The organism is Rhizomicrobium sp. (genome assembly GCA_037200385.1).
Classification (GTDB): domain Bacteria; phylum Pseudomonadota; class Alphaproteobacteria; order Micropepsales; family Micropepsaceae; genus Rhizomicrobium.
The window spans coordinates 1352665-1370651 of record JBBCGL010000001.1; the positions used below are offsets into that span (position 1 = coordinate 1352665).

General features: G+C 60.3%; 12 protein-coding genes and 1 pseudogene. 8 read left to right on the forward strand and 5 right to left on the reverse strand.

What is annotated here, in order from left to right; translation table 11 throughout:
* Positions 1–610 precede the first annotated feature (610 nt).
* The 3 genes from WDM91_06530 to WDM91_06540 all read left to right on the forward strand — a co-directional run bounded on the left by WDM91_06530 (position 611) and on the right by WDM91_06540 (position 5775).
* Complete coding sequence (locus tag WDM91_06530; protein ID MEI9994231.1) at positions 611–1219, forward strand: hypothetical protein; 609 nt, start codon at positions 611–613, stop codon at positions 1217–1219.
* A gap of 3 nt (positions 1220–1222) precedes the next feature.
* Positions 1223–2632, forward strand: coding sequence for a hypothetical protein (locus WDM91_06535; GenBank protein ID MEI9994232.1), 1410 nt, complete (start codon positions 1223–1225; stop codon positions 2630–2632).
* Positions 2633–2736: 104 nt separating this feature from the next.
* The gene (locus tag WDM91_06540; protein ID MEI9994233.1) at positions 2737–5775 is read left to right on the forward strand and encodes a TIR domain-containing protein; all 3039 of its coding nucleotides are present in this window, start codon (positions 2737–2739) and stop codon (positions 5773–5775) included.
* A 342-nt stretch (positions 5776–6117) separates the two neighbouring features.
* Here WDM91_06540 and WDM91_06545 read toward each other — a convergent pair.
* Positions 6118–6852 (reverse strand): annotated as a pseudogene (locus WDM91_06545) (DUF6880 family protein).
* A 16-nt stretch (positions 6853–6868) separates the two neighbouring features.
* The gene (locus tag WDM91_06550) at positions 6869–7375 is read right to left on the reverse strand and encodes a hypothetical protein (protein MEI9994234.1); all 507 of its coding nucleotides are present in this window, start codon (positions 7373–7375) and stop codon (positions 6869–6871) included.
* A 363-nt stretch (positions 7376–7738) separates the two neighbouring features.
* On the opposite strand from WDM91_06550, the gene WDM91_06555 reads away from it, so the two are divergent.
* From WDM91_06555 to WDM91_06570, 4 genes are read left to right on the forward strand one after another with little or no spacing between them, the layout of a single operon-like run.
* Entirely contained in the window at positions 7739–7927 is a 189-nt protein-coding gene (locus tag WDM91_06555) for a hypothetical protein (protein MEI9994235.1), read from the forward strand.
* Positions 7921–8823, forward strand: a complete 903-nt coding sequence (locus tag WDM91_06560) for a hypothetical protein (GenBank protein ID MEI9994236.1) — start codon at positions 7921–7923, stop codon at positions 8821–8823. The genes WDM91_06555 and WDM91_06560 overlap by 7 nt, the downstream gene beginning before the upstream one ends.
* Before the next feature lie 29 nt (positions 8824–8852).
* Positions 8853–9920, forward strand: a complete 1068-nt coding sequence (locus WDM91_06565) for an LLM class flavin-dependent oxidoreductase (protein ID MEI9994237.1) — start codon at positions 8853–8855, stop codon at positions 9918–9920.
* Positions 9921–9936: 16 nt separating this feature from the next.
* The gene (locus WDM91_06570) at positions 9937–11307 is read left to right on the forward strand and encodes an MATE family efflux transporter (GenBank protein MEI9994238.1); all 1371 of its coding nucleotides are present in this window, start codon (positions 9937–9939) and stop codon (positions 11305–11307) included.
* On the opposite strand, the gene WDM91_06575 is transcribed toward WDM91_06570, so the two are convergent.
* From WDM91_06575 to WDM91_06585, 3 genes are all read right to left on the reverse strand, one after another.
* A complete protein-coding gene (locus WDM91_06575; protein ID MEI9994239.1) occupies positions 11270–13150 on the reverse strand; it encodes a carbamoyltransferase in 1881 nt (626 codons plus the stop codon). The two genes, WDM91_06570 and WDM91_06575, sit on opposite strands and share 38 nt — an antisense overlap.
* A gap of 396 nt (positions 13151–13546) precedes the next feature.
* On the reverse strand, positions 13547–15526 hold the full coding sequence (locus tag WDM91_06580; protein ID MEI9994240.1) for an SGNH/GDSL hydrolase family protein: 1980 nt from the start codon (positions 15524–15526) through the stop codon (positions 13547–13549).
* A gap of 57 nt (positions 15527–15583) precedes the next feature.
* Entirely contained in the window at positions 15584–16198 is a 615-nt protein-coding gene (locus WDM91_06585; protein MEI9994241.1) for a 4'-phosphopantetheinyl transferase superfamily protein, read from the reverse strand.
* 206 nt (positions 16199–16404) lie between these two features.
* On the opposite strand from WDM91_06585, the gene WDM91_06590 reads away from it, so the two are divergent.
* Positions 16405–17859, forward strand: a complete 1455-nt coding sequence (locus WDM91_06590; GenBank protein MEI9994242.1) for a coproporphyrinogen-III oxidase family protein — start codon at positions 16405–16407, stop codon at positions 17857–17859.
* Positions 17860–17987: the final 128 nt, after the last annotated feature.

A 17987-nucleotide genomic window follows, 5' to 3' on the forward strand; every position in this document is an offset into this window, starting at 1 on the left:
AACAACCGCCGCCAAGAGCAACGCGAGCCCAGCGAGCACCACGAGCCGCAGTCGGCCGGTCAAACGACGAGCTGTCTCCCGATGCTTCGACACGGCCCCGCCCCAAGGGAGTAAACAATCATCAATTGCGTGCCGGTCAACTGCATTGGCTCAAAGATGGCCGGCCAGATGTTTAGCAGTACACACAAAGAGAAGGGGCGGCGAGCCTCGGCGCGCCGCCCCATTTCGTGCTCGTTTCGAACTTGTTAACGGAAAGCTCTAAATCACCAGACCGCTAAGTCTTTGGCAAAACCTGTCGTCACTGTTCTTGCACCGAGACTAAGTTTCCACTCACGTTCAGGTTGTGTCAATATCGAATGCGACTGGTTTGAGGATGGGGCAGCTACGCCATCCAGGACACGCCGGCGATGGTGGGTGGCAAAGCACTACGGACGCTTCTGCCTCAGGACAAGGCCGCGCTCGCCGCTCAAATTCCGAACAAGGTTTGGAGGCGGCTTAGAAGCCGCATCTACAAGCGCTGCTCGCAGCGCGCATTCAGACAGCCATCATTGCGACCGTCGTCGAGGTGATGTTAGTGGGAAGTTCTCTGCTATGCTTGGATTTCAGGTCCGTGAACCATTCTCATAATTGGGAAGACATTGATAGCGATGGCTATTGCCGAGAAGAACGCGATTTCCGCCTTGGTGACGGTGTCGGACCGCCGTTTCGAGGATTTCCTCGCGCCCGGCCTTTCGGCGCTGATGTTCGCAATCGCGGGCGCAGGTTTTGTGATTTCTGCGTTCTCGCTTTGCTGCGGCGGCGATTGCTGATGAGTTCGTCAAACCAGCGCAAACCGCTCCTGCTGCCTTGGATGTCGGTCGGCGCGCTGTTCATCGGCATGATGTTCGTTGGCGGCTCGTATTACTCACCGCAAGAGTCGAGCGCCGGCGTCGCGTGGGCTGGGATCGCTCTGATAGTCTTCGTGACGTTCGCCGGCGCCGCTCGCTATGTGGCGGAAAAATTATCCTGGGAAGCAGAGCTGCGCGGCTATGAACACGCGCTCGATGCATTCCAGATGGCCAATTCGGTCTTGGACGACCTTGCGACGGGCGACCTGTCTGTTGCAGCAAAGGACGCGCGCCGCAAGGACCTTATTTTCCTGCTGGGCCGAAAGGCACTGGCAGAGAACGAGAGCTGGCTGCGCGCCCATCGCGAGCGGCCACTCGAACCGGCTTACTGAGCGATGCCGCCGCAACTTCGCGACCTAACGGATTCGCCAGCCGATTTGGCGCTCCTTTTCCGATTTTACGAAGGAGTCTATGTCGCCAATTTCCCCGATGCGGACGAGCGCGAGTCACTTGCAAACATGCAACGCTATCTCACCCTCAAGCGCGAGGGTTGGTATGGGCGCAACAACTATCACATCGCGTTACTAATGGATGAAGGCCAGGTCGTGGCCGCATCGGTCAGCGATTATTTCGCCGATGTAAATTTTGGCGTCATCGAATTCATTCTGGTGGACGAAGGGCGGCGCGGCAGCGGCCTTGGCCGCCGCATCCACGAGGCTACACTTGCGCTGTTGCATGACGATGCGCGCAGGACTGGCAAGGAAGGACTAGACGCCAACATTATCGAACTCAACGATCCGTTCCGTGTGCCGGCCAAGCGAGACAATTTCGATCCCTTCTCGCGGGCAATGGCTTGGAACGGATGGGGCTATGGCCACCTGCGGTTTCGCTATGTCCAACCATCATTGTCGGCCAATCAAAAGCCGGTTGACTGTTTGATCCTGGCCGCGAAACCGTTCGCCCCAGAATTTGCGCAATCGATACCATCCGAGCGTGTCCGGCAATTTCTCGAGGCTTATCTCATTCTGGCCATGCGCATTCCGGTTCCCATGCGCAATGCGACCTTTCGTTCAATGGCCGAGGATCTCGGCACGGTCGAGCGCGTCGCGATCGAACCTCTCGCGCGCTATATTGGTCGCTCACCCTCGCCCGCGCTAGACGTCCGCGAAACCACCGGACCTTCCGACGCCAATTTCGTTGGAGCGACGGCGGTCTATGCTCGCGCATTCCCGCCGGGGCCCTCCACGGTCGATCCTTCCACCTTTGTCCGGTCGTTATCGCGCATGCGTACACGGAAGCATCACCACTACCACTTCTGGGCATTGGCGGAGACGCCGGTTGCACCGGTCCACGGCATGGCCGCTTTCTTTGTGATGCCCAGTTTTGGTTTTGGCGGATATATCGCGCTAGAGGCGCCACTCGCGGGCGCCGGCCTGTCGCGCGTCCTGCTCAAGCGGATGGAAGAACGCATGATCCGCGACGAGCCGGATGTGCGCGAGTGGTATATCGAATGCGATCCGAATTCGGTTCAGCAACGCATCTTCGAACATCTGGGCTTCGTGCCCGTGCCTACTCGCTATCACCAACCGCAGCTTGGTTCGTCTGATGGTGGAACGGCTCTCGGGCCCGAGCTCATCTTGATGCGCAAGGGACTGGGTAAGGAATTCGACAGGCGGCCAATTTCGCGGCGCAGGCTCGGCACGGTGCTGCGCGGGATACTCAAAGTGGTTTATGGCATCCGCGATCCTGAACAATCGCCAAGCTTTCGCACAGCCATCGATACCTTTGCGCAACATTCGAAATGACAAGCGATCAGCTCGGTTCGGCACTGTGACACTGGCGCACGATTATTGACTAGAGTTCTTTCTGTGTCAGGCTGCCTTAAGGGGAATTGGATATTGGGGTAGGTATGTCCGACATTCCGAAAGACGGCGTTCCGTACAAATACAAGGCGTTCCTCAGCTACAGTCATCGCGATGCGGACTGGGGCGACTGGCTGCACAAGGCGCTGGAAACCTATCCGATACCGCGCCGCCTCGTCGGCACCCCAGGACCGGACGGTCCGCGTCCGGCGCGCTTCTACCCCGTATTCCGCGACCGCGAGGAATTGCCGACTGCGCACGATCTCAACGAGCAGATCAAGGTCGCCCTCCAGCAATCGGCCAACCTCATCGTCATTGGCTCGCCAAACAGTGCGGCCAGCCGTTGGGTGAATGAGGAAATTCTTGCTTTCAAGCGTCTCGGTCGCGAGAACCGGATCCAGACCCTCGTCGTCTCAGGTCATCCCACCGCGGAAGATGAACCCTCGCTCGAAGAACTGGCGGAACGAACAGGAGCCGCAGCGCGTGGCGCGGCACTGCCACAAGCAAGCTTCCCGCGTGCGCTCAAATTCAAGCTCGGCAAGGACGGAAATCTATCAGGCGAGCGCACACACCCGCTTGCCGCCGACGCGCGGCCAGAGGGCGACGGACGAGAGCATGCGAAGCTCAAGCTAATCGCGGGCCTGCTCGGGCTTGGTTTCGAAGAGCTGCGACGGCGGGACGCCGAGGCAAAGCGCGCCCGGCTCAGACTGCAATTTGCCGGTGCCCTAGCTGTCGTGGCTGTAATCTTGGGCGTGATCTTCTATTTTCTTCGGGCCAACACGCTCGATGCCCGTTCATCGCAATTTATAGCCGAAGCTGGCAGTGAACTATTCCAGCGAGACTATGCCAAGGCGGAGATCGCAGCGGCCGAAGCGCTGACCTATCGCGATACGGATGCTGCGAGAAAGCTCTTGCTCGCAGCCCGCCTGGGAGGAGTCAGTTCCGTTGCACGGTCGGCCAAAGACCTGACCTCGGAGCTGAATGTTTTCAGCAGTGATGGCGGCGTTGTGGCGGCGGTCACGCGGGGTGCATCCGGCGTAACGATTTCGGTCTTGTCGCCATCCGATAAAAAATTGCTGTGGCGTATCACGCTGCCGTCGGCAGCGGGCGTTCCCGATTCCATCGCATTCAGCGAACACAAATACGGCAACCGACAGATCGCGGCGGCGTGGCCGGAGAACGATGCAAAGACATTCCATGTCGGCGTCTGGAATCTGCCGGACGGAAGGCCGACTGGACAAATGCGCGAACTCACGACGGGAACCGAGACCGGCCGTCATGACAAGCGCATCCCGTCCATGGCATTTAGCCCTGGCCGTCCCTGGCTTGCGACCGGTGGCGAGGACAGCAAGCTGATGCTTTGGGATCTATCGCTGGAGCGGCCCCGCCTGATTTGGGAGCAAGACAACACGCATTTCCCCGATGTTCACGGGATTGCCTTCAATGCCGACGGAACGTTGCTGGCATCGGCCGGCGGCGACTATCTCGCGAATATTTGGAAGACGGTCGATATGACCGGCGCAAACTACGATCCGCACGCGCCCTATGAGGCTCATACGATCAAGCCGGTGTTCACGCTGACAGGTCACAATGACTCGGTGTTCGTGGTCGCGTTCGGTCCAGATGGATGTCATCTCACGCCTGCAAGCAATCAGGTCACGCCACCGGGCGATAAGCCGCCAGCGCCGTTGACATTCGATGGAGGCTGCAAGATCGCATCTGGCGGGTATGAGCGCACCATCCGTATCTGGGACCTTACCCAGCTCAAGGACAATCAACCACAAACCGTAGCTACACTCTCGGGACATGACGGAACAATTCTTGCACTGGCTTTTAGCGACGACGGGAAATTCCTGACCTCCGGTGCGAGCGATGGAGCCGCCGATCTGTGGGATGCCACGGCCGGCCGACTTCTCGATAAGTTCAAGCCGGATGACGAGGCCGTGCGCTCGGTGTCGACTCCTCGGTTCGAGACCGGTGTGCACATCGGCAGTGAAAAGGGCTGGAGCGTATGGTCGGTCCAGGGAAGCTCCCTTGTCGCTCGGCTTTGGAATGGCAGCGCAACAATCGGGGTGCTGGCGTTCGATCCCACGGGCGAATTTCTCGCTGCCAGCGGAGTCAACGACGATGGACGCATCCGCGTCTGGAACCGTTCCAACCGCCTGGTCTATTTGCTCGATCCCGGAGCACCAGGCGAATACATAAACGGAGTTGTCTTCAGCCCTGACCGGCGTTGGATCGTTGCCGGTGGTGGCAAGGGCACGATTCATGTCTGGGATCGCACCAAGCCCGGTTGGCAAAAGGTCCCGGGCACCGAAGATGTCATGAAGCACGGTGGCTTCGTCTGGGGTCTGTGTTTCGACTCCAGGAGTTCTCAACTTGCCTCAAGCAACCAGAGCCCGGACGTCAAGATCAAACGCTGGCGCACCAGCGACTGGTCTATGATCGACCAGACCAAGCCCGGTCAGCTTGTCGATAGCGTCTACGCGCTCGTCTGCGATCCTGTCAGCGGCCGGATTGTCGCCGGCGATTCCAAGGCGCGTGTAGCGGTACGTGATGCCGGGCTCGGCACGACTGCGGAGACCATCAATGTCACCCAGGGCGAAGTGAACGTATGGAGCCTTGCCTTGGCGGACACACCCCATTCCATCCTGTCTGGAAATTCGGATGGCCATGTCTACCGCTGGGTGCCGCCCGATGCGGGCTGGGCCGGACCGAACAAGGGCGAAAAGATCGGAACGTCGTCGGACGACGCCAAAGTCAATCCAACCATTAACAGCGTCGCCTATGACGCAAAACACGGCTGGGTCGCCGCCGGCGGCGTCGGGCCTAGCGTTGAGCTCTATGACATAAAAGACCTTCACCATCTGCGGAGCCTGAGCGGCCATGACGGTACGATCTGGTGGGTCACCTTCGACCCCCAAGGCACGCGCCTGGCCTATGGCGGACTGGACGGCATTGTGCGTGTGGTCGATCTGGAGGCGATGCTCCGCCTAGATACCGACTCCCCTGCCGACATCTATCGCGACTCGCAACGAGAGACCGGACTAACGGTCGAGGGAGACACGATCTTAAGGCTGAAGTAGCGCACTAAGAAACCAGGAGCGTATTGCTGTCCCGGGAACATGACGCGTCTTGGGTTGGGTCGCCCTTTGGAGATACTCGACGCTTTTCCGTTCGTACAGGAACTGCTTCGTTTTGCAACGGCCCGAAATGGGTCGTTGCAAAACGAGCGCTGCGCGCGGCCTCCATGAAGACCAGTTGCATCGCCAGCCCCCACTTCGAAAACTCTCACCGGCAATGCCGATATCTCGCTAGCAGGCCTCCGGTCGAACCGAAACCGCGCCGTCTCGTCGGGCGGAATAGCCTTCTAAGCCACCGAGACTTCCAGCGCTCTCGTTTTTGCGGACACTCGCGACAATCCGATTTTATCGTCTTCTCTTTGGCTTTCCGCGGCTCTGCATGCCGTCGACCGAATTTCCGGTTGCCGCCAAACGACGTCGCAGCGTCGCGGCGAACGCCGTGAGCCGCCTATCCGGCTCATCCTCGAATTGCCACAGACCCTCTTCGGCCCATTTCAGCGCCTCGGCCGTGCGGCCGTGATCCGCGCATAGCTTCGCGACCTGCAGATAGGCATCGGCCGACGACAGGTCGGTGGCACGGATCGCGATCCATGCATCGATATCGCCGTCGCGCGCCGCGAAGCTTTCGAGAATGGATTGCACCCGGTAGCGCATTTCGGGCCGATCGTCCCGCACCCGCCGCGCACCACCGCGCAGCGGCTTGAATTCCGCCCAGGCTTCCCGCGCGAGGCGACGATATTCGGCCAAACCAGCCTTCCCCAGAAGTGTCCGATAGCGTTCGCTCGCACGGCAAAAATACTCACTTTCCCATTCCGTTTCGCGCCGGAAGAGGTCGCGTGCGAGCGCCAGCGGCTCAGGTTTGCCGGCGCGGCAGGCCCTGAGGTCCAACTCGCTTGCCCGCGCGAGCAGGCCGCCGCCATGGCCGTCCGAGTCGTCGACGCTCTGCAACGCCTTGTCCATGCGGACGAAGAAATCATCGAGCAGGTGCAGCACCATCGGCGCTCGCGCCTTGTCGATCATGCCTTCGAGGTGCACCAGAATTGCCTCAACATTCGCTGCCCAGGCGCGCATCCGGTCGGCATCTAACCCGCTGGTATCACTGGTTTATTTTTCGAACGAAACAGCCGAACCAACACCGGACCAACGGCTTTTTTGCAAGGCTGCGTATCTCTGCATCGCAATCTGCGCTCGAGACGACCCAAGCTGGAATGTCTCCAAGCCCCTGCTGCGACAGAGGAACGCCCGCACCAGATAAGCCACCTTCGCGCGCACCCAGCGCATCGTTCGAAAAATGGTTCGATCTCCGACACGAACTCAATGGACCACCAGAACGTCGACCTTTCCACCCGTGTCGTTCCAGACTTCCTGGGCCGTCGTGCGGCGATGAAACGTCCGGATTTGCCGGGTTGTCAAACTGGCGCGGACTGATCGCGCCCGGTGCCGTCGCGACGATACTCTGCGCCTTCTCGATCGCGCCCTTCATGCCCTTGGCGGCTCCGGTCAGCACCAAACGCGCTCCGAGCAGGGCCAGCATCTTGCATTGCTCGATGGAAAAGGATTCCGGCATCGTCAGGATCGGCTTGTAGCCCTTGGCCGCGGCCACAAGGCGAGCGCGATGCCGGTGTTGCCGCTGGTCGGCCCGACCAGCGTGGTTCGCTGCGGAGAAATCTCGCCGTCGCGCTTCAGCGCCTCGATCATCGCCACGCCGATGCGATCCTGACGCTGGAGACCGGGGTTTCGGCAGGTCCGGATTGCTCGTTTCAGACCTGGTCAGCTCCGCATGATATCGAGGACAATGCTCGTCTAGATTAGATGGGCCTTTTGGCCGATCGGCAAGACCGAGGACCAGTATTGTGCAGACTTGAACAACGCCTTGACGACCTGCATAGTGGCCACATCTCAGAATGGGTTCTCGGCCGGCAAACTCTGCGACATGGCGGCGTTGCCAGCATCCAAGGAGATTGAGATGAGCATGGAAGCCGACAAGCGTCCGGTCCGGTCCGACACTGACGAGGATGTGCCGGCGCAAAGCGCGGCCGTCGAGACAGGCTCGCTCGAGGGACCGAAGGCCGGGTCGAGCTCATTTCTTCAGTGGCTTCACAAGAAGATGCAGAGATTGCAGAAGGACGATCCGGAGATTTACCCGCTATGGTGAAATCGACGGAGCCCGCTTCGGCACAGTCGTTTCAACCCTATTTCGGCGCCCGGCGTTTCGAGCATCTGCCGGAGGGGCCGGGCAAGCCAAGCGTTCGAAAGATTTACTCGCTCGATTTCTCGGGCAACTGCACTTATGGGTTCAACTCGCTGGGCTTTCGGGGCCCCGACCCAAGGCCGGATGCGCGCGCCCGAATCTTTGCCGTCGGTTGCAGTCTGACCATTGGCGTGGGCATCGAGTTCGAGGAAACGTGGAGCTACAGGTTCAAGTTACGGTATGCCGAGGCTCTCGGCTGCGCGGCAGACGAAGTGGATCTCTTGAACTTCGCGGAAGCCGGAAGTTCCAACGACTATATCGCGCGCACCGCCATCTCGCAGTGCGAGCGGGTGGTGCCGGATCTCGTGCTTGTGCTCTTCACCGAGCAGGCCCGTGTCGAGACCTTTCTCCCCGACCGGATGTGCGCACAAATTGGGCCATGGTGGACCTCTCTCGAACAAGCGCTGAGGACCATGCCTCAAATCCCGCCGGCCCAACGGTCTGTCGGAGAGATGGTCGTCGAGACCGCCAAACGCTTCTATACGTTTTATGAAGACGACTTTGGACTGATGAACAGTCTCAAGAATATCGCCCTGCTGCAGTTCTATTGCCAGGCACGAGGCATTCCGCATGCGATTGCGTGGACGAACCATGAGGTGTTGTCCGACAATTCCCTTCGCGAAGATCAATTGTTTGGTCCGGTGATCGGCTCGATCGATGTCTCGCGGGTCTGTCCTTGGTCAATCAATGACAAGGGCATCCTGGTGGACACCGCCGCAGACGGGCGGCATCCGGGCCGTGAGTCGAATGAACGTTTCGCGGCGCGGCTCTTCGATCACTATAAGGCACTCGACAGCTAATAGGCTTCGGCCGAGATGCGGAGGCGGACTTGGATTTTGGAATCTATTCCGAGATGCAGTGCCCGCCGCAAAAGCAGGCTGTGGCTGTCTACCAGGAAACGCTCGAGCAGTTCGACGCGGCGGATGCGCTGGGATACGAGACAGCCTCGACGATCGATCATCATTTCTTTCCCCAATTCGGGATCTCCGCCAATCCTCTCGCACTGTTCGCAGCATCGGCGCAGCGGACGCGGCGCATCCGCTATCGGGTCGAACTGCTGAACTTGACGCCGAAGAACCCGATGGAACTTGCCGGACAGGTGGCCGCGGCAGACATCCTTACCGGAGGCCGGTTGGAGTGCGGAGTCGGGAGAGGGCATCCTTGGGCGTGTCCCGGATTCGGGATTCCGCTGGAGGAGACGAGAGCCCGCTTTGAGGAATCATTGGATCTCCTATTGCGCGCTTGGGATGGGAGTCCCGTCAATCGCGAGGGGCGATTTTGGAACGTCCGGGACGCGATGGTTGTTCCTCAGCCACTGCAGCGGCCGCATCCTCCGCTCTTCGTCGTTGCATCGAGTCCAAACAATACCGAGGATGCAGGCACGCGCGGGTTCGGAGTCCTGTTGAACCCCGTATTCCCGCTGGAGATGTTCGCCGAACCGCTCGCGGTCTACCGCGCACGGTGTCGGGAGAATGGGCACGCCCCACGCATCGTGTGCCATCGCGTCGTCTGTATCGGCGACAGCGCCGCAGAGATTCGCGATCGGTACGAGGAGACGGTGATGGCGTTCGCGCAGTTTAACGCGAGTGCGCTTCGGGGTCTTGGCGCGTATTCGGATGACGAGCTCGATGCAGCCGGTTACGGGCTCTACGCGCGTCTTCGGACAATGGTGCCGCATGCAATACCTTTTGAGATGGTTCTGAAAGCGATGTGTTTCGCCGGATCCACGGACGAAATTGTGGAGGAGATAGGCCGCGCGGAAGAGCGCTATGGGATCACCGAGATGAGCATCGTCGTAGCCTATGGGGGATCGCCTCATTCCCACACGCTTAAGCTGATGGAGCGGGTACAGGCATCGATCCGGCCCGCATTCCGCAGGTCCATACGGGCAGTCTAGGAGGCGGTGGAGAGCGATGAACGAGCTGCTTGGAAATCCGAGGATTTCCCTCTTGCTGTTCAAGCAGGCCGCTCCAATCCTCCTCGGATTGTCCGGCACGACGCTCTACCTGCTTGCCGACAGCGTGTTCGTGAGCCGACTCGGTTCGGCTCCGCTCGCCGCGCTCGGTTACGCGATTCCCCCGGTACTTCTGGTCGTGAACATCATGTTCGGCCTCGGGATGGGAGCGACTGCCTGCGTCGCACCAAAGTTGGGCGCGCACGACTTCGAGGGAGGCCGGACGTTGGCAACCCGCTCGGTGTGGCTGGGGCTTGTGGTGGCCATGACGCTTGGCCCTTTGGTCTTCATGCTCAGATGGGAAATCGTCAGGGCGCTCGGCGCGCAGGACCCGATAGCGGCGCAAAGCGTCTCGTTCCTGGCCGTTTGGCTATGGGGAGCTCCGTTCCAGGCTCTTATGCAGATCGGAACCGCTGCGCTGCGCGCAGCAGGCGACAGTAAGACCTCCGGTATCGTGCTCCTGACGGCCGCAGTCTTGAACATCGCGCTGGATCCGATTCTCATTTTCGGCTGGCTGGGCTTCCCGGCGATGGGGCTCACCGGCGCTGCATACGCAACGCTGATTGGAAACGGTGTCGCGGCCGCACTAACGATGAGGCGCATGCTGGCATTTGGATTGTTGGACTTGTCCGATCGTGCGCACGGCCTCCTCGCGTCGTGGAAGGAAATCGGCCGAGTGGCGGGTCCTGCGTCCGTTACCTATGTCAGCGTGCCCCTTGGGGCGGCGGTGTTGACGGGATTCATCGCTGGGCATGGGCCGGGTGCCGTGGCGGCCTATGGCGTGGCAGGACGGATCGACAATCTGGTGCGGTTGGTGCCCCTCGCGTTGTCCGGCGCGCTGGCACCCTTTGTCGGCCAGAATTGGGGGGCCTCGCAGATCGAGCGGGCCCGGCAGGGCGTTGCGGTCGCGCGTCGTGGCGCTTTGCTTTGGGGGCTTGTCGCGTGGGCCATTCTTGCCGCATTGGCGACGACGATCGCCGGCTTGTTCTCAGATGACCCAGGCGTGACCGGAGCACTCGCAGCATTTCTGTGGGTTGCCTCGGCGGGTTTTGCCTGGATCGGTACGACGACGGTGTCGAGCGCAGCCCTCAATGCCGTCAAAAAGCCTCTCGAAGCCGCCGCGATCAGCATTCTTCGCGCCTTCGTACTGCCCATACCGCTGGCCCTTCTCGGCGATCGCGTGTTGGGGCTTCCGGGACTTTTCGCCGGTGTCGCGCTCGCCGCGATGATTTCGGACCGCTTTGCGATTCATTGGCTGGCGAAGGCGTCGCTCGGTCGAGCGATGGATGTCGTCAGTCCGACTCCACTTCGCCGCGGTAGTCCCGAATGAGGCGCGGATCCTGGTCAGCCTTGCTCAAGTAGAGGGAGCCGATCGCGAGAACGTCGAGCCCCGTACCCATGAAGCAGCGAAAGGCTTCATCGGGTGAGCAGACGATCGGCTCTCCGCGAATGTTGAAGCTCGTATTCACCAACACCGGGCAGCCCGTGTGCCGGGCGAAGGCCGAGATAAGCGCGTGAAAGCGCGGATTGGTCTCGGAGTCGACGGTCTGAACGCGAGCCGTATAATCCACATGCGTCACAGCCGGGATCTGCGACCGCGGAACGTTGAGTTTGTCTATGCCGAAAAGAGCTTCTTGGTCCGGGGTCATCGCCCGGCGGTGTTGTTCCGCCACCGCTGCGACGAGCAACATGTATGGGCTTGAGGAATCGAGGTCGAACCAGCGGCCCACTTCCTCGCGCAGCACTGCGGGCGCGAAGGGCCGGAACGACTCCCTGAATTTGACCTTGAGATTCAACTCCGACTGCATCGCAGGCGAGCGTGGATCGGCCAGAATGGAGCGATTGCCGAGCGCGCGCGGGCCGAACTCCATTTGGCCTTGGAACCACCCCAGAGCCTTGCCCTGGGCGAGATCGGACGCCGCCCGTTCAACCAATTCCTGCTCGCCAAGGCGGGTGAAAGTCGCTCCCGCCGCCTGAAGGCGCAAAGATGTCTCGTCATCGTCGAACGAAGGACCGAGAAGCGCACCCCTCATCCCGTCTCGTGGGCCGCTCACGTGCCTCCGGCCCCCCTTATAGAGGTGGTATGCGGCCAAGGCAGCGCCAAGCGCACCGCCCGCATCTCCGGCTGCCGGCTGGATCCAGAGGTTCTTGAATCGACCATCGCGGAGAATTCTCCCGTTGGCGACGCAGTTCAAAGCAACACCACCGGCAAGACACAAATTGCGGGCGCCACTATCGGCTGCAAGCGACCGCGTAAGGCGAAGCATCACCTCTTCCGTCACCGCCTGAATTGAGGCAGCCAGGTCCATATGACGCTGCGTCAGCGGCTCTTCAGGATCGCGAGGAGGCCCACCGAACAGACGGTCGAAGCGGGGTCCGGTCATCTTGAGACCCGTGCAATAGTCGAAATAGGACTGATCAAGCCGGAAGGTCCCGTCAGGCTTAAGATCGATCAGATTGTCGAGGATCGTGTTGGCATATTTGGGTTGCCCGTAAGGCGCCAACCCCATCACCTTGTACTCGCCTGAATTCACCCTGAACCCGGTATAGTAGGTGAAAGCGGAGTATAAGAGGCCGAGGGAGTGGGGAAAATAGAGCTCCTTTTCGATCACGAGGTCGGCACCCCGGCCGAACCCGGCCGAGGTCGTCGTCCATTCTCCGACACCGTCCATCGTAAGAATTGCGGCCTCGTCAAAAGGCGACGGAAAAAAAGCGGAGGCGGCGTGACTTTGGTGATGCTCGCAAAATAGCAAGCGATCTTCTCCGTCGAAATCCGGCGCGATTTTTCGCAGTTCGTCGCAGAGCAGCGTCTTCTGAAACAATTTTCCATTCAGCCAGAGCGGAATGGCCTGGCGGAACGAGCGGAAACCCTTCGGTGCGGACGCAAGGTAGGTTCCCAGAAGCCGTTCGAACTTGCGAAACGGTTTGTCATAGAAGGCCACATAGTCGACATCTTCCAGTCCGCCGCCCGAGGCCTTCAGGCAATAGTGCAGCGCGTTGCGAGGGAAGCCGGCGTCATGCTTTTTCCGGGTGAAACGTTCTTCCTGCGCGGCTGCAACGATCCGGCCGTCGTCTATCAGCGCGGCCGCGCCATCGTGATAGAATGCCGAGATGCCTACGATGCGCATCGCAGGTATGACGGGACATCGTGCGGCCGCCGCGACCTTCGCCACGACGACCTCAAATCCGCCGCGCTGAACCGCGCCATCAGTATTGACCCTTCATCGAATTCGGCGGCGGACCAGGCGGCACGCGACCAACCCAGTAGCTGGCGGCGTGCGGATCAAAGCGCAGCGCCAACGGATCCCTTCGCACCAACCGAACCAGCACGCCTACCAGTGTAACCACAGCATAGAAGATGAACCCGAATACGATCAATTGCGCAGCGTAGCGGAAGAGACTTCCCAGCCGGACATGCGTCTGTTGCGGAGTCCTTCGTTCTGCCATTCGACCGACAATCTCCCGGATTGCTGGATGTCGCCACGCTATGCTCGGCGCTCATGCCACAGAGAACCCGCAGAATTCAACCTGTCAAGGCCCGTCCAAGCCAAGTATCCGACGGGTTGATTCTAAAGCCAAATCGCCGAAGCGCAGAGCGCGTTCTCGACGGATTGGCGCATCCGGGCCAGATCCGAACCGTATGCAGCTATCGAGAACGCCCGCTCATTCTGGCGATATCGGTCCACGTGACGCTCATGAATTCCGATCAGCTCCAGGATGCGCAACAGCAGCCGATCCAACGCCTCGATATGCCCCGCGGCGGCCTCTTGGCGGCTTTGCGCGATCACGATGGCGACGACCAGTCCTTCGATCAGTCTCTCGATGTCCCAGCGTGCATACAGCATGGAAAGTCTCGACTGGGTTCCATAGCGGAAAGCCTCACGCGTATACCACCGCGTGACGGTTCGGATCCGCTCGCCGATCGTCGGCCGGAAGATCGCGCTATCGGACGTCAGCTGGTCTCTCACCTTCTCGATGATAGCGCGTTGATACGCCCCTCTGAGATCGAGATCGATGTCGAGCGGCTCACCGTTCTGCCGCAAGATGATTTTCTCATAGTCGTTCGACGAAAAGCGGATCGGCTCAAGCAGAGGGGCAGCCGAGAGGCGGCCGGCGAGACCGGCGTTTTCATACGCCGCCGAATAGCCGCGGAGCACGCGGTAGAGAAAGAATTCCGGGAACGACAGGATTTCGTGGCTCATGGGAATCCATGACCCCGAGAATTCGATGTTGGCGGTGAAGATCGGATGCTGCCGATTCGACTCGAAAAAGTTTTTGATGCACGCGCCGAGCTTCTCATCAGCGGGAGGGTCGCTGGGATGCGCATGTCGTTGGCCCTCCACAAGCGCCGCAATTTGCAAGCGATCGATCGGCCAATCCATGCAGTAGTAGTCGATCAGCGTCTGCCCTGGAGCGTACAGGTAATTGGGCGTCGGCAGCGTAATCTCAAGGCGCGAGCCCTCGACCAAACCGGTCGCACGATGATCGTCCCGGATGAGCTGCGCCAAAGCGAGCGCGATCCTTTCGTGGCCGGCTCCGGTCGGATGGCAATAGTCGATAAAATGCTCGGCAGTCAGGATCGGCGCCAAGTCGAGAATGCGGACGTCGCTGTTCGAGGCGAACGTCGCAATCGCGTCACGATATTTCTCGTGTATCCGGTAGACCGAACCGTCCGCTTCAAGCGCCTGCCGCCCCAGATCGGCGGCTCCTTCGCGATCATCGCGCCATTCCATGAGCCGCGCGAGATTGTACAATATGATGCTATCGTAGCCGGGAAACTGCCCGAGCAAAGCCCGCAGCTGGCGTTCTCCAGCCAAGTCGCCCAGCCGGGCCCGCGCGCAGGCCAGATTGTGCCTGGCGATGAAGCCCGCGACCCCGGCAGTCGGCGCGACCGGCTGCCACGACGCGATAGCCTCGGCCCAGCGCCCCGCGGTATAATGCCCGATCCCGCCACTCAATCGCTCCGCGATGTCGTCAGCCGGCTGATTCTTGATCTCATAACCCAATCGATCCAGATCATCCAAGTAGCACATGTATGAGCTGTTCGGGGTTCCAACACCGCACGGGAACCGGGCATTCGCGACCGGGTTGATGAGAATGACCTTCGTCCCCTGACGCGTGGCGCGGCGAACGATGGACCGCAAGTTCTTGCGGAATTCCAGTGGCGTGGTCGCCGGGGCTGGCGGCGCAACCCGATGTTGGAACCGAAAGCGCGGCGGTGAAAGGACGGGACGAAACTGCCTCGCCGGCGGCCTTGTGATCCAAGCCGTTAAGCTTGCCTTGGCCGGGCTGTAGTAGCCCTTTTGAGCCGAGTGAGCGCCTTCGTTGTTCCCCAAATAGATGATCAGGTAATCGGTGCGCTCCTGCGCGCCGACCGCGTGAAAGAAGCGGCTCGCGTCGGCCGACGTGAAGCCCGGCACCGCATAGTTCGATAGCTGGACGTCCATCTCCTCACGCAGATGAGCGAGCAGCCTGGCGGGATAGCAGTCTCTTCCAAGGCCGATGCCGCTGCTGCTCGAGTCCCCCAGAATCGCAATTCGAAGTGGCATCGGTTGGCGCCTTTGGGAAGCTCATGCGGGAGAACGTTTGCCGCTCAATTTCCCGCTTCACTTGCCAGGACCGGGAAGCGTAAGGGCGGCCAGGACGTAATCCTGGGTCATGCGGAAGCGGCCTCGAAAATGCCTCGTCAAAGGCCAAGGCTGGCGACGGGGATTCATCTCGATATCAAATACTCCTTCATTCGGAACGACAGAGACATTCGCATCCTGGAACCCCAAATAGCGGCGGCCGGCAGAGGAAGGCAGCGCCTTATAGAGGCACTCCTTCGCACTGAATACGAGCGTCGGCCAATCGGCCAAGGAGCCATCCGCAGGAGGGGCTGCGTTTTTGATCCAACGTTGTTCGGCTGGTGTGCAGATATGGGAAACCAACTCTGGGCCGATGGCACGGCGTCGTTCGGCATCTATCCCAATTCCGGCAAAGGCGTCTTGCCACGCAACTGCGGCCGCGCAGAAACCTCCGCTGTGCGTGATGCTTGCGACAACGCCGACCGGCCACACCGGCGCGCGATCGGGACCCACCGAAAGGATATCCGTCGAGAGGCCCAGCACCTGCAGCGCACGTCGCGCGCAGGCTCGGCCGGCCCGGAATTCCCGGCGGCGCTTCTCGACCGCTCGTTCCAGGAAGACCTCCTCTTCGCTTCGGTGCGGCGTGTTCCACATGTCCGGGGTCGCTTGCTCGACAACCGCCGGTAGAGGAAGCAAGTCTCGCATCGTGGACACAACCGTCGCCTCCGAGATTTGTAGGTTCTTGATGGCGATAAGACTACGAATTTATCCGCATTCCTTGTCTGTCATAGGCAAGACTCCGGCTCAAATTCATACTATGCTGATGCTAGTCTTTGAGTTTGAATATTGGCGGTGATGGCATGCAGGGCGCTATCAGCACGGTGGCGGAGATGCGCGAGCATATCCGCAGCAGGCGGGGACGAAGGCAGTCGAACAAGGTTCTGCATGCTCATCCGTCGCCCCTTTTCTGGCGCGACCCTGAAGCCCCCGTGGTCGACATCATCAACAATCCGGCCGTGTCTGGAGGGGGACCCGTCAGCCTCTACGTAGCTACGCCCTACTGTCTTCCGACGAATCCTACCCGTTGCGGGTTCTGCCTGTTTCCGAGCGAGGACTACCATCGCTCTTCGCAGCTGGACGAATACCTCCACTACCTCTCGTTGGAATGCGACTTGTACCGTCCGCACGTCGGAAGCCTTCCGGTTACCAGCGTCTATTTCGGCGGGGGAACGGCCAACCTCTATCGAGATGGAGTCTATCGCCAGCTCTGCGACGTGGTGCGAAAGCTCTTTCCTCTGCTCAGCGCGGACGCAGAGATCACGCTCGAAGGCATCCCACAGCTCTTCAATGATCGAAAACTGCGCGCGATGAAGGACGCCGGGATCAACCGCGTCAGCATTGGCGTTCAACAGCTCCAGGATCGGTTGATCAAGTTTTCGGGACGGAACCAGACGGCCGACCAGGTTTACCGGACCTTGGCTTGGTGCGCGGAGAACGACGTCGTCACCAGCGTCGATCTGATCTTTGGCTGGCCCACTCAGACGCTTGAGGACATGCTCGGCGACCTGGAGATCCTGGTGGATCTCGGCGTTCGCCACATCACCCATTACGAGTTGAATGTCGCGGGACGAAGCGACTTCGCCAGGACGCACCGCGACTCGCTCCCAAGCATCGAGGACAATCTTCAGATGTACCGGGCGGGCCGGGATTTCCTTCTCTCTCGTGGCTTCCGCCAAGCGACGCCATACGACTTCGAGAAACGGGATCCATCGTCGCCTCGGCAAGGGACCTACGCTTACGAAGAGGCGACCCGCAATTTTACCTACGACGGAGCCGAGCAGAAGCGAGTGCCGCAGATGCTTGGACTGGGCTTCGCCGCTGTGTCGATCTTCCCTGGATCCGCCCGCGATCCCGGCGCCGCTTATATGAACCCGACGACCGTGGCGGATTATGCGAAGGCTTTGGAGGCCGGCCGCTTCCCGGCAAATCGTTTCTTTGCGTATTCAGAGAAAGACCGTCATCTCCTGGCGATTTTCCAGAGCCTGCAATCCATGCGGATAGACCGGCGCGGTTATCGCGCGGTCTTCGGCGAAGACGTCTACGAGGAGTTCTCTCTCGTCTGGGAGGCGCTACGCGAGGAGGGCTGGCTCTCGGCAACCGAGGACTTCCTGGAGACGATAGGCGACGGCGTGTTCTTCACACCGCTTATTCAAGCCATCCTGGCGCAGGAGCGGGTGAAGGAAATTCAGCAGCAGAGTTCGGGCAAACCGGCGAGACCGATGGTTCAGCTGCGCGTCCAGCCGACAAGTACCTAACCGATTGGACCAAACCAGTCCTGACGAATTTGAGCCGATGGATGGGTGGGTAAGCTCGACATCGGCAGCGGGCGAGCGAAGTGCGGATAGCGCCATGGAGTGGTGATGAGCATGGTCAGACGACCTTC